11 protein-coding genes are annotated in these 12,681 nt (G+C 68.4%); 5 read left to right on the plus strand and 6 right to left on the minus strand.

Annotated elements, in window-relative coordinates; all coding sequences use genetic code 11:
• Window positions 1–83: 83 nt before the first annotated feature.
• Window positions 84–491 (plus strand): VOC family protein, encoded by a 408-nt coding sequence (locus tag ALI144C_RS02995; protein WP_076985440.1) that lies wholly within the window; start codon window positions 84–86, stop codon window positions 489–491.
• Here ALI144C_RS02995 and ALI144C_RS03000 read toward each other — a convergent pair.
• From ALI144C_RS03000 to ALI144C_RS03015, 4 genes are read right to left on the minus strand one after another with little or no spacing between them, the layout of a single operon-like run.
• Complete coding sequence (locus ALI144C_RS03000) at window positions 488–1,174, minus strand: response regulator (protein WP_076985441.1); 687 nt, start codon at window positions 1,172–1,174, stop codon at window positions 488–490. The two genes, ALI144C_RS02995 and ALI144C_RS03000, sit on opposite strands and share 4 nt — an antisense overlap.
• A 36-nt stretch (window positions 1,175–1,210) precedes the next feature.
• Window positions 1,211–2,356 carry a sensor histidine kinase gene (locus ALI144C_RS03005; protein ID WP_143230369.1) on the minus strand — a complete coding sequence of 382 codons (1,146 nt, stop codon included), beginning with the start codon at window positions 2,354–2,356 and terminating at the stop codon, window positions 1,211–1,213.
• A gap of 19 nt (window positions 2,357–2,375) precedes the next feature.
• Entirely contained in the window at window positions 2,376–3,509 is a 1,134-nt protein-coding gene (locus tag ALI144C_RS03010; RefSeq protein WP_076985442.1) for a right-handed parallel beta-helix repeat-containing protein, read from the minus strand.
• Between the two features lie 14 nt (window positions 3,510–3,523).
• Window positions 3,524–4,489 carry an ArsR/SmtB family transcription factor gene (locus ALI144C_RS03015; RefSeq protein ID WP_076985504.1) on the minus strand — a complete coding sequence of 322 codons (966 nt, stop codon included), beginning with the start codon at window positions 4,487–4,489 and terminating at the stop codon, window positions 3,524–3,526.
• Between the two features lie 250 nt (window positions 4,490–4,739).
• Here ALI144C_RS03015 and ALI144C_RS03020 point away from each other — a divergent pair, with 250 nt between their 5' ends.
• The 3 genes from ALI144C_RS03020 (at window position 4,740) to ALI144C_RS03030 (ending at window position 10,206) form a co-directional block, all read left to right on the plus strand.
• Complete coding sequence (locus ALI144C_RS03020) at window positions 4,740–6,347, plus strand: FG-GAP-like repeat-containing protein (protein WP_076985443.1); 1,608 nt, start codon at window positions 4,740–4,742, stop codon at window positions 6,345–6,347.
• 14 nt (window positions 6,348–6,361) lie between these two features.
• Window positions 6,362–7,885 carry an alkaline phosphatase D family protein gene (locus tag ALI144C_RS03025; RefSeq protein WP_076985444.1) on the plus strand — a complete coding sequence of 508 codons (1,524 nt, stop codon included), beginning with the start codon at window positions 6,362–6,364 and terminating at the stop codon, window positions 7,883–7,885.
• A gap of 206 nt (window positions 7,886–8,091) precedes the next feature.
• The gene (locus ALI144C_RS03030) at window positions 8,092–10,206 is read left to right on the plus strand and encodes an Agd3-related carbohydrate-binding protein (protein WP_076985505.1); all 2,115 of its coding nucleotides are present in this window, start codon (window positions 8,092–8,094) and stop codon (window positions 10,204–10,206) included.
• A gap of 104 nt (window positions 10,207–10,310) precedes the next feature.
• Here the strand turns inward: ALI144C_RS03030 and ALI144C_RS03035 are convergent, their stop codons facing one another.
• Window positions 10,311–10,787, minus strand: a complete 477-nt coding sequence (locus tag ALI144C_RS03035) for a MarR family winged helix-turn-helix transcriptional regulator (protein ID WP_076985445.1) — start codon at window positions 10,785–10,787, stop codon at window positions 10,311–10,313.
• Between the two features lie 40 nt (window positions 10,788–10,827).
• Here ALI144C_RS03035 and ALI144C_RS03040 point away from each other — a divergent pair, with 40 nt between their 5' ends.
• A complete protein-coding gene (locus ALI144C_RS03040) occupies window positions 10,828–11,730 on the plus strand; it encodes an alpha/beta hydrolase (RefSeq protein ID WP_076985446.1) in 903 nt (300 codons plus the stop codon).
• Window positions 11,731–11,744: 14 nt separating this feature from the next.
• On the opposite strand, the gene ALI144C_RS03045 is transcribed toward ALI144C_RS03040, so the two are convergent.
• A complete protein-coding gene (locus ALI144C_RS03045) occupies window positions 11,745–12,623 on the minus strand; it encodes a LysR family transcriptional regulator (protein ID WP_076985447.1) in 879 nt (292 codons plus the stop codon).
• Window positions 12,624–12,681 lie beyond the last annotated feature (58 nt).

The raw sequence follows: 12,681 nt of genomic DNA on the forward strand, positions 1-12,681 counted from the left end.
GTCTGCCAGCCCTTGAGGAACCATACGTTCCACAAGGGGTCATAGCGTTCCGGTCAGCACAAAGAACCGAAGGGAACGAAACGATGCTGCGAGGAATGGCCACCGTGAGCTACTGGGCCGACGACGTGGTGGCGGCGAAGGACTGGTACACCGAACTGCTGGGGGTCGACGCGTACTTCGTGCGCCCGGTGAGCGGGCCGCCTGCCTACGTCGAGTTCCGGATCGGCGACCACAGCCACGAACTGGGCCTGATCGACCGCCGCTGGGCGCCGCCCGGCACGACCACCGACGTCGGGGGCACCGTGCTGTACTGGCACGTCGACGACGTGGCGGCCGCGCTGGAACGGCTGAAGGCCATGGGCGCGAAAGAACACGAGCCACTGACTGAGCGCGGCGACTCGGGTTTCGTCACCGCGTCCGTGATCGACCCGTTCGGCAACGTCCTCGGCGTGATGTACAACCCGCACTACGTCAGCATGCTGGGCGATTAGTCCTGGCTGCGCGGGGTCACCAGGCCGGTCTCGTAGGCCACCACGACCGCCTGGGCGCGGCTGGTGAGGCCGAGCTTGGTCATGGTCCGGTTGAGGTGGGTCTTGATGGTGGCCTCGCTGACGGTGAGATCACCGGCGATCTCGGTGTTGGTCCGGCCCGTGCCGACGAGCTGGAGGATCTCCAGCTCACGCGGGGTGAGCTGGGTGAGGTTCGGGATCGCCCGCGGCGCCACCCGGCGCGGCTTGCCGACATACGCCTCGACCAGCCGCCTGGTCACCGACGGGGCGAACAACATGTCCCCGGCGGCCACGGAGTGGACCGCGGCGATCACCTGCCGCGGCTCGGTCTCCTTGAGCAGGAACCCCGACGCCCCGGCCCGCAGCGCCGCGTAGACGTACTCGTCCAGGTCGAACGTGGTCAGCACGATCACCCGCGGCTGGGGACCGGCGGCAGCGGCCATGATCCGCTCGATGGCCGTGATGCCGTCCATGACCGGCATCCTGATGTCCATCAGGATCACGTCCGGGCGCCGTTCGGCGGCGAGCGCGACAGCTTCCCGGCCGTCGGCCGCCTCGCCGACGACGTCGAGACCGGGGGCCGCACGCATCAGCGTGGCCAGGCCGACCCGGATCAGTACCTCGTCGTCGACGACCAGAACTGTCGTCGTGGGTGATCCGCTCATCGCCGACACTTATACCGGTAGCTACCGACATCCGTCCTAGCCGTCACCGCCGATTGGCAGGGTGAGCTCGACCACGAACCCACCATCAGGGCTTTCACCTGCGGAAAGAGCGCCATGGTACAGCGCCGCGCGTTCACGCATGTTGATCAGGCCATGCCCGGTGCCCCCGGTGTCGGGCGACGGCGTCCCTTTCTCGTTGGCGACGCGGACGGTGAGGTGCTCGACGTCCCGGCGCACCCGTACCGCGGTCGGGGCGAATCCGGCGTGCTTGATCACGTTGGTGAGGGCTTCCTGGACCACGCGGTACGCACACAGCTGCATCCCCGACGGCAGGTCCTCGACGTCGGCGAGCTCCAACTCGAGCGTGACCGGCAGGCCCGTCATGCGCATCCGGTCGGTCAGTTCCGGCAGGTGCGCGAGGCTCAACGCCGTGTCGCCCGGCTCGTCGTCGGTGCGCAGCAGCATCAGCAACCGGCGCATCTCCGCCAACGCCTCACGGCTGGTCGTGGCGATGGTGTCCACCGCGGCACGGGCGGTCGGCGGGTCGTCATCGAACACGTACCCGGCCACCCCGGTCTGGACGGCGATCACGGACATGTGGTGGGCGACGACGTCGTGCAGTTCCCTGGCGATGCGCAGCCGCTCCTCGGTGACGGCCTGCTCGGTGCGCAGTTCCTGTTCGACGCGCAACTGTTCGGTCAGCACGGCCAGTTGCCGGTTGCGCAGCCCCAGCTGACGGCCGACGTTGCCCAGCATCCACGCCGTCAGCGGGATGAGGACGGCCTCAGCGACCGCGACGTACCACGCCACGTTCGACACCATCGCCGCCCAGAACAACACCGGCATCAGCGCTCCGGCGCAGACGCCGGTGGTCCTTGGCGGCCGCAGCGACGCCACTGTGTACAGCAGCAGCGCCGGGGCCCAGAAGTTGAACGCTATCTGGGTGTAGCCGAACGCCAGGAACACCAGCAGCATCGCGGTGCTCACCGCGAAGGCGACCACCGGAGCTCGCGTGCGGGCGACGAACGGCAGGAAGATGAAAGCAGTCAGCACGTAGGCCAACGGATCGGGACCCCAGCTGGTCGGCGAGTACTGCCTGCCGACCAGCCACGAGATCACGACCATCGCGACGGTGATCACGACGTCGACAACCGGGACTGTCCCCCGTCCATGATCACGCACGCGAACAGCATAAAGTGCCCTATGAGGTCGTGTTGCCCGCTGTGCGCAGGCGTTGGTCGCCTGCCGGGATCGTGCACGGCGCGCCACCGGCGTTGGTCAGACCGGGCGGGCTCAGCGTCCACGCCTCGCTGGAGTTGTCGCCGTCGTAGTCGGAGATCAGCCGGTTGCCCGCGAACCGGTTGTGGTACGAGGCGCACTGCCGTTCCAGGCCCGGATTCGCCTTGACGCAGGCCGCGTCGCAGAACTCGTCACGGTAGAAGCCCGCTCGCCCGGTGCGGGTGAAGCTGTTGTCCTCGACGTTGTTGAAGTTGCTGCGGTCGCGGATCTTCACCGGGTCGCCGTTGATGTACGCGAACCGGTTGGCGCTCATGGTGTTGCTCGAACTGAAGTGCGTCACGTACAGGCCGTGGATGTGCCCGCCGTAGTTGCCGTGGTTCTCGATGTTCACGAAGTGGTTGTTGGCGATCCGGTTGCCGGACGAGTTCGTCAGCACGATCGCGCCCCAGCCGTAGCAGTCCGCCCCGCACGGCGCCCACTTGCTGCCGATGTGGGTGAAGACCATGCCGAAGAACGTGTTCCCGTTCAGCCCTTTGCTGCCCTGCTTGCGCATCGGCGGCGAGTACGTCTCGTCGGCGATGTCGCGCTCCGAGTCACCGTGCACCGACACCGCGCCCGACGAGTAGTACTCGACCTGCAGGTAGTAGAACCTCAGGCCGCTGGCGCCGCCGTCGTACAGCGGGTCGGCCTTGTCCTTGGGCAGCCGGGGTTGCAGCCAGAACCCGGCAGGCCGGTCGGCGAGGTTGCGGAACACCGGCCGCCCGGCGATCCCCGACTCGCCCTCGCCGTACTCGTAGTCGGACGGCATGAACGACACCGTGTGCCCGGGTACGTAGAACCGCCAGTCGTGCATCGGCGGCGCCACATAGGTTCCCTGTTTGACCCGGACCTCGACGTCGGTCACCGGTCTGGCCGCGCGGAGCACCTCCTGGACGCGTACCAGGCTTTTCACCGCCGTCGCCGGAGTCCGTCCGTCCGCGCTGTCCGAGCCGGTCGCCGACATGTGCACGGTGAAGACGTCCGCCGCCCCCGCCGTGCCGGTCGAGAGGCACGTGGCGGCGAGCACAGCGCCTGCCAACGCCAATCCGATGCGCATCGTCTTCCTTTCGTTCACTGGGTGGCGCCTGCCAGCAAGGCCAGGCCGAGTGAGGTGATGGAATGCAGCACGGACTGGCCGTTCTGCCTGCTGGCGACCAGACCGGCGGCGCGCAGCGCGGACGCCTGCTGGCTCGCGGTCGGCAGGCTCGTGTCCGTCCGGCGGGCCACTTCGCTGGTGGTGCAGGGCCTTTCGCCGATGGTTTCCAGCACCCGGGCACGGGTGCGGCCCAGCAGCGACGCCAGTGGCCGTGTCCTGTCCCCTGTGGACCATCCGACCGTGTGGCCGATGGGGTACAGCAGGACCGGTTCGAGGTCGCCGTCGAGCAACGTCGTCGGCATGCCCTGGCAGAAGAACGACGGCACCAGCCGCAGTCCCCTGCCGCCCAGGTGCAGGTCCTGGTCGACCGGGTAGCTCAGGCACAGGACCGGGTAGTGCCATCGCGCGGACGGGTGCAGGTCGGCGAAGAGCCGCTCGAACCCGCCTTCCGCGACCAGTTGCGCCTGTCGGGCGTGTTCCTGGTCGACGCGGCCGCGGATGTGTGTCCAATAGGGTGCCAGGCACGCGGTGAAGTACTGGTCGACCGCGTCGGCGATCTGCCCGACGGCGTCCGCGCGGCCGTCGGCCAGCGTCGTCGCCCACGCCGGCAGTCGCCGGTCACGGCCCAGAACGGACAGATCCGCGCGCAGCCGCCGTTTCGGCGTGCGCCGCAGCGCCTCCAGGCCTTCGGCGAGGCAGAAGTTCTCGGTCATCGGGGTGAGGAAGTCGGCGGCGTACCCGGACTGCGGCACGAGCGTGGTCAACAGCCGGGTGCTGGACGGCACCTTCGGGCGGACCGATCCGCGCCACTCGTCGAACACGATCTCGCCGTCGCGTCTTCGCAGGCGGTACAGGCTCAGCAGCGCTTCCCACATCGGGTGCGGCCGTGGACTGATCCTCGTCCGCGCCAGGTCCTGCGGGCTGAAATGGATCCTCAACACGACGACCACCGGGAACACAGCACAGGACATTCCCCCTTTTTTTTGCCCACCCCAGTTGGACATTCCCCCTCGTCGGCCGAGGTTAGGGCACCCCGCTGTCCCGCCGACACCGCTCGCCGGGGAAATACCGCCAAAGTTGCAGGCGCGTACCGCGCGGGATTGACGACGGACGGGGTGGGTCGTGTGAAACCCTTTCCAGCCTGACGGAAACGCTTGTCGGCGGTGGTGTGGCGTTCCTAGCGTCCATCCGGTGTTGACGCAGAGATCGCTTGTACCGCTGGTCATCGCGGTGAGTACGTCCTTGGCCGCGCCAGCGGCGGCGCAGCCCGCGGCGGCCCAGGTTCCGGCAGCCGCCCGGGCGGATGTGAACGGCGACGGCATCGCCGACCTCGTGCTGTCGACGGGTGCCCGGCTGACCTACAGCGGCGACACCGCACTGCTGCCCCACGATCTCGGCGGCTCGGTCCAGGTGGTCCCCGGCGGGCTGACCCAGGGAGTGTCACCGCCCGCCGCGCTGGTCAACCAGAACACACCCGGCATCGGGCTGGGCATGGAGGCCGACGACAGGTTCGGCACCGCGCTGGCCACGGCCGACTTCAACGGCGACGGACTGGCGGACGTGGCGATCGGCAACCCGGGCGAATCGGTGAGCGGCCTGGCCAACGCGGGCACGGTGTCCATCCTGTACGGCCAGCGCACCGCGCCGTACCTGCGGACCATCACGGGCGCGCTCGGCACGATCACGCAGGACACGGCGAACGTGCCCGGGGCGATGGAGGCCGGTGACCTGTTCGGCGCCTCGCTGGCGGCCGGGGACTTCAACGGCGACGGGTACGCCGACCTCGGCATCGGTTCGCCCGGCGAGGCGGTCGAGACGAAAGCCCGCGCGGGCGCCGTGTGGGTCTTCTACGGCGGCAACGCGGGGCTGACCACGGGTGGCGTGATCGCGTTCAACCAGGACCACGCGGACCTGGCCGGTGCGGCCGAGGCCGGTGACCTGATGGGTTTCGCGCTCGCGGCGGGCGACGTGACCGGGGACAAGCGTGACGACCTCGCCGTGGTGTCGGCCGGTGAGGTGATCACCGGGACGACCGGCGCCACCGGTTCCGTGCACCTGTTGCACGGCTCGGCCACCGGGGTGGCCGCGGCCGGGTCGTCGTACGTCAGCGTGGGCGCGGCCGCGACTGGCGGGAAGTGGCGCAGCGCGGTGATCGGCAAGTTCCACGGCGGCGCCAACGCGGACCTGGTGATCCAGGCCGACCAGCGCCGCGGCGGACCGGCGGCCTCCGGCGCGCTGGTGGCCGTGCGCGGCAGCAGGACCGGCCTGACCACCGCCGGTCTCCAGGTCATCGACCAGGACACCGCGACCGTGCCCGGCGGGACCGAACCGAACGACTTCTTCGGCGGCTCGCTGGCCGTCGGCGACCTCGACGGTGACTCGTTCGACGACCTCGCCGCGGGCTCGATCAAGGAGAACACCCGTGCGGGCAGCGTGTTCCTGTTCCGCGGCAGCACGACCGGCCTGCTCACGCACGCGCCGTCGGCCTTCGGCGAGAACGCGGCACCGATCAACGGCAACGAACAGCCCGGCGAGGCGTTCGGCTACGGCCTGCGCGTGCTCGACGTGACCGGCGACGGCAAACCGGAGCTCGTCGTGGCCGCGCCGTGGGAGGACGGCTCGCTGCAGACAGGTGCGCTGTTCCTGCTGACCACCGGCCTGTCCGGCGACTCGCTGGCGGTGACCGGTTCACGGCGAGTCACCCGTGCGGACATCGGCACGCCGTCCGGTTTCGGACCGGGCGCCCCGATCGCCGGGAGTGCCCACGTGCTCAACGACAACCTCGACTCGCCTCGCTAGGGGGACCGACCGACATGAACAAGTTCAACCGGCGCATCTTCGTCTTCGGCGGTGTCGCCGCCGCGGGGGCGCTCACCCTGACCGGCAACGCGTCCGCCGCACTGGCCTACCCCTTCAAGCTCGGCATCGCCTCGGGTGATCCGCTGCCGGACGGTGTGGTGCTGTGGACGAGACTCGCCTTGGACCCGACTGACGAGAACGGCCACGGCGACATGCCCAACCAGTCCGTCGACGTGGACTGGCAGGTCGCCACGGACGAGACGTTCGGCAACGTGGTCCAGAGCGGGAAGGTGACCGCGCTGCACGCCGACGCCCATTCGGTGCACGTCGAAGTACACGGGTTGCAGCCGGACTACGAGTACTTCTACCGGTTCAAAGCTGCGGGCCACCTCTCCCCCGTCGGCCGCACCCGGACGTCGCCCGCGCTGAACGTGGTCGGTCGCGACCTGCTGATGGCGTTCACGTCGTGTGCGCACTACGAGAACGGCTACTACACGGTCTACCGGCGGATGGCCGAGGACCGGCCGGACCTCGTCCTGCACCTGGGTGACTACATCTACGAGGGCAAGGGAGTGGCGGGCGGCGTCAGACAACACCTCGGCGACGAGATCCGCTACCTCAAGGACTACCGGCGCAGGTACGCGCAGTACAAGTCCGACCCCGATCTCCAGGCGGCACACGCCGTCGCGCCCTGGCTGGTCGTGCCCGACGACCACGAGGTCGAGAACAACTACGCGAACATGACGAGAGCCAACAACTCGCCCGAAATGACCGCCGCGCAATGGAAACAGCGCCGGGCGGACGCGTATCGGGCCTACTACGAGAACATGCCGCTACGGGGTGGCGCCAAACCCAACGGCGCCAACATCCAACTGTACCGCCGGGTCCGCTGGGGCGGGCTGGCTACGTTCCACATGCTCGATACCCGCCAGTACCGCCACGACCAGGCGTGTGGCGATGGGTGGCAATACTGCCCACCGGCCGGGGACCCGGCGCGCAGCCTGCCCGGTGTGGCGCAGGAGAACTGGCTGCTGGACGGGCTGGGCAGGCGCGAGGGCATCTGGGACGTGATCGGCCAGCAGGTGTTCTTCGCCCGGCAGGTCGACGGCAGCGACGCGGGCAACATGGACGCGTGGGACGGTTATCCGGCGTCGCGCGACCGCATCCAGAAGGGCTGGGTGCAGCGCGGTGTCCGCAACCCCGTGGTGCTCACCGGGGATGTCCACCGGGCGTGGGCGAACGACCTCAAGGTCGACTACACCAACCCGGCCGCGCCGGTCGTCGGCACCGAACTGGTGACCAGTTCGGTCTCGTCCGGAGGGGACGGCACGGATTCGACCACGATTCCGCACGCGGCGTACAACCCGCATCTGAAGTTCTACTCCCAACACCGGGGTTATGTCAGGACGCTGATCGGCCAGTCCAAGATGGACGTCGATTTCCGCGTCGTTCCCAAGATCACCACGAAGAACGTCGCGGCCCGGACGCAGCGGTCTTTCGTGATCGAGGAAGGGCGGCCCGGCCTGCGCAATCCGTAGGCCGCCCCCACGGATGTGGACCACCACCGCTCCATCCCCCCGGACCGGTGGTGGTCCACTTGATACAAACTGGGAAACCTTTACTCCGTTCGTGCGGCAGTTTCGGCGACCCGCAAGATCCATGTAACGCTGGGGTTTCCACGGCGACACCATCCAATGGTCCACACCACTACCCAGCGCCTATGGATCCTGCGACGGAGGTCGCATTGAAAATCTCAAGGGCTGTGACCGGCCTGGTCGCCTTGGCGGCGACGACCTTGTTCCTCCCCGGCGCGACGGCCTTGCCCGCGGCCGCCGACGCCCATGCGCACGGTTCGAACGCCAAACACAAACACCCGTTGATCCGTGCGGACGTGGCCCGTCCCCAACCGTCCCCACCCCCGAGACTGCGTCCTGTGAACGGCGCGGTCGCCGCGAAACCCGAGGACACCCGGGTCCTCGCGCCCACCAAGGTCGCGTTGCGACCGTTGGTGATCGCGCTGGACAACGCGGACTTCGGCCTGCCGACGTGGAAATCCGTTCTCGACAAGGTGGGCACGCCGTACGACGTACTGCTCGCCAGGTCCGAACCACTCACCGCCGCCCGGCTGACCAGGCCCGACGGCACCGGCAAGTACAACGCGATCTTGTTGACCGACAACGCGTTGCTCTACCAGAACGGCAGCGGTGACTACGTCAGCGCATTCGACGCCGCCGAATGGCAGGCGCTCTGGACTTATGAGAGCACTTACCAGGTGCGGCAAGCATCGCTGTACATGTCGTGGGGCACGTTCCCCGAGGACCACTGCCTGCGCGCCGGATCGGAGGGCGGCGTCGAGACCCCGCCCGTCCAGGCGACGCTGACCAGCGCGGGGGCGCAGTTCTTCGACTACCTCAAGCCCACCGCCCAGATCCCGATCTCGTACTCGTACGTCTACCGGTCCACACTCGCCTCCGGGTGCGACGCGCAGCCGCTGCTGATGCTCGGCACCGATGTGGCCGGTGTGCTCAGCCGCAGCGCGGACGGCCGGGAACGCGCCGGGTTGACGTTCTCGTCCAACGAGTACCTGATGCAGACCGACCTGCTCGGCTACGGCCTGCTGCGGTGGGCGACCAGAGGTGTGCTCGTCGGCGAGCACCGCCACTGGATCAACGCCGACCTGGACGACTGGTTCAACTCCAGCGACCACCTGTACCCCGACGGGCACCTGGAGACCGACCCCGGCTTCCGGCTCGGCGGCGTCGAAGCGGCGTCCGTGAACGCGCAGCAGGTCGCGTTGCGCGACCAGTTCCCGCTGGCCGCGGGCTTCACTCTGAACCTGCCGTACAACGGCGGCGACCTCGACCCCGAGGCACCGTCGAAGTGCAGCGCGCTCAACACACCCGACCCGCTGACGAGCTTCTCCCGGTGCCTGGCGGGCAGTTTCCGCTGGGTCAACCACACGGTGTCGCACCCGGAGATGAACTTCACCGATCTGGAGGAGAACTACGAAGAGATCGGCGAGAACCTGGAGATCGGCAGGGAGGCCGGGCTGAGAGTGCCGACCGAGGTGCTCAAAACCCCGGCCTACTCGGGGCTCGGCGTCTACAACCCGGACCCGAACGCGCCGGACACCGATCCGCCGACCGACTTCGGCCTGGCCAAGTCGAACCGCGACATGCTCGAGGCGGCCGCCGACCTCGGCGTGAAGTACCTGCACGGCAACATGTCGTTCAACAGCCACAAGCCGTCCTGCTTCAACTGCGGGATATACCACCCGCTCGAGCCGAGCCTGCTGATCGTGCCGGACTGGCCGACCAACATCGGCTACCAGACAACAGCACCGGCCGAGCAGACCTTGTTCTACAACTCGCTGTACGGGCCGAACGGTCGTTGGCCGTTCCACGACCACAACCTGACGTACCAGGAGATGCTCGACTACGAGTCAGACGTGGCCCTGCAACACGTGATGACCGGGTCGGCGTACGCGCACACCCTGCACCAAGGCAACCTGCACCAGTACGCCCCGGGCAAGAGCCTCACGTTCGACTGGTTGCAGGCGACCGTGGCGAAGTACAGCGCGAAGTACCAGGTCCCGCTCAAGAACCCCGACTGGATGGCGCTGTCGGGCTACGTGAAGGCAAGGACCGCGCACTTCGCGGAACTGGCGGCCAAGGCGGACCCCGTGTGGGACAAGACAGCCAACACAGTGACCTACAAGCCGACCCGCGCGGGGTCGCTGTTCCTGACCGGGGTCACCGGCGGCAACGGCGCCACTGACCGCTACGGCACGGACAACATCACCCAGTTCACCACAGTCGCGGCCAGGCAGATCACGGCCACCGCGACACCCCGCGCCTGACAGCCACCCGTCAGCACAGGGAGAAGGGACATGCCGGACCGCTGTCGTTTCCGCATACCGACGGCAGCGGTCCGGCATGGACTCCTCCCTTTTCATTGAGCGAGTCAGCCCGCGGGCATGCCGATCTGGTCGCGCTCGAGCGTGGCCCGCAACTGGGACAGGACCTGCGCGGCGGCCGCGAACGGTGAACCGACGAGGATGGCATCGAGCAGTTCGGCCAGGCGTTCGGTGTAGGTGTTCCGCGCCGCCTCGACGAGTCGCATGCCGTCCTCGGTCAGCGTCAGCAGTGACGACCGGCGATCCGACGGGTTCGGTTGCCGCAGGACCCACCCCTGTTTCGCCAAGCGGTCGACGCCCTTGCTGGTCGCCCCGATACCGACGGCGAACTCGGTGGCGAGGTCCGCGACCCGGGCGCCGGGGTGCTCGCGCAGGAAGCTCAGGAACTCGAACTGCGAGGTCACAATCCCGTGCCGGTCCCGTAGCCGGTCGTTCAGCGCGTTGTACAGGCGCGTCTCGCACCGGACGAGGTCGGCGAAGAAGCCCGCCGGGTCGCCGACGTCACACCTCGATTTAGATGCCACGGCATATACTGTACAGGCATGCACTATCGAGGAGACGGTGATGAGCAAAGAACAACGCGCGAAGGTCGACGCGATGCTGAGGCAGCCTCGCCCCCAGGGCCCTCGATCGGTGGAGGAACTGCGTGCCGGGTTCGCGGCACTGATGAGCCAGATGATCGTGCCACCCGGAATCCGCACTCAGGCCACGACGCTCGGCGACCGGCCCGCGGTGCTCGTCGAACCGGTCGACGGCCCGAAGCACGGAACGATCCTGTACTTCCACGGCGGCGGTTTCGTGTTCGGCTCACCCGGCACGGCGATGTCGCTGACGGCGAACCTGGTGACCAGGACCGGGTTCAAGGCGTTCTCGCTGGACTACCGGCTGGCCCCCGAACACCCGTTCCCCGCCGCCATCGAGGACACACTGGGCGCCTACCGTGCCCTGCTCGACAGTGGCGAGGACCCGTCAGCGATCGCGTTCGCCGGCGACTCCGCCGGCGGCGGACTGACGGTCACCACCTGTCTCGCCGCCCGCGACGCGGGTCTGCCCATGCCCGCCGCGATCGTGGCATTCTCCCCTGGCCTCGACCAGACCCGGACAGGTGAGAGCATGGAAACCAAGGCGGGCGCCGATCCCATCTTCACCCTCGAAGCCGTGCGGCACACCGGCGCCATGTACCTCGCGGGCCAGGACCCGCACCAGCCCCTGCTGAGCCCGGCTGTCCTCGCCGACCCGAGCGGGCTCCCGCCGATGCTGTTGCAGGTGGGGACCAACGAGATCCTCTTGGACGACTCCACACGTCTGGCAGCGCGCGCGAGGACGGCCGGAGTGGATGTCATCCTTGACGTCACCGCCGATGTCCCCCACGTGTTCCAGTCGTTCGCGGGCGTTCTCGACGAGGCCGACGATGCGTTGGACCGCGCCGCCCTTTTCCTGGGCCAGCGCGTCCGTGCTGATCGATAGCAGCTACCTGCGGGTCACCGGGCCGCCAGCGTCGTGTCGATGAACGCGCGGGTCGCGGCGGCCAGTTGGCCGCGCCGGTACACCAGCCACTGCGGAAGCCGTTCCGGCGGCGAGAACCGGTAGACGTCCGCGCCGGCCCGCTCGGCCAGGTCGGCCCACCCGTCCGGCATCAGACCGGCACCGATTCCCTTCAGCACCATGGGCAACACGACGCTGCGGTCACCTACCTCGGCGGCGATCGTCATGTCTCCCACGGTCGCGGCGAGCCGGTCGAACAGGGCTCGTGCGGCGGTCGGGGGTTTCATGACCACGAACCGCATGCCCCGCAGCTGACCGCGTGTCACCGTGTCGCCCTCGGTCGTGATGGTGCCGGGCGGCACGACAAGCAGGAACTCCTCGTCCCGCAGGTGGTGTGCCACCAGGCCACGGCCGGTGGGGCGTTCGGCGCTGCCGCAGACACCGACTTCACACCGCCCCTGCACCACCATCGCTATCACTTCGGCCGCAGCGAGCGCGGACGACGTGCTGACCACCACGCCGGGGTGCCGGTCGTGCAGTTCGGCGATGATGCTGGTGACCGGTTCCAGTGCCGATGACGACGTCGCCGCCACATCCACCCTGCCGACCACGCCTTCGCCGATGGACCGCGCGGCGGCGCGCATGGCGTCGAGGTCACGCAGCACCAGCCGGGCGCGGTCGGCGAGCATCTCCCCCGCGCTGCTGAGCACCACGTTGCGGCCGACTCGGTGGAACAGCTCCACGCCGAGTTCATGCTCCAGTTTGGTGATCGCACGGGACAACGACGGCTGGGCGACGTGCAGGGCTTGGGCGGCGTGGGTGAAGCCGCCGTGTTCCACGATCGCCACGAAGTACTCGAGCTGCCGCCGTTCCATAGCCAGACGCTATCGGAATGGTGTCACAGATGTCTTGGACACACTGCCCGGCTCCGGT

Origin of the sequence: Actinosynnema sp. ALI-1.44, assembly GCF_001984155.1 — a bacterium.
Classification (GTDB): Bacteria; Actinomycetota; Actinomycetes; order Mycobacteriales; family Pseudonocardiaceae; genus Kibdelosporangium.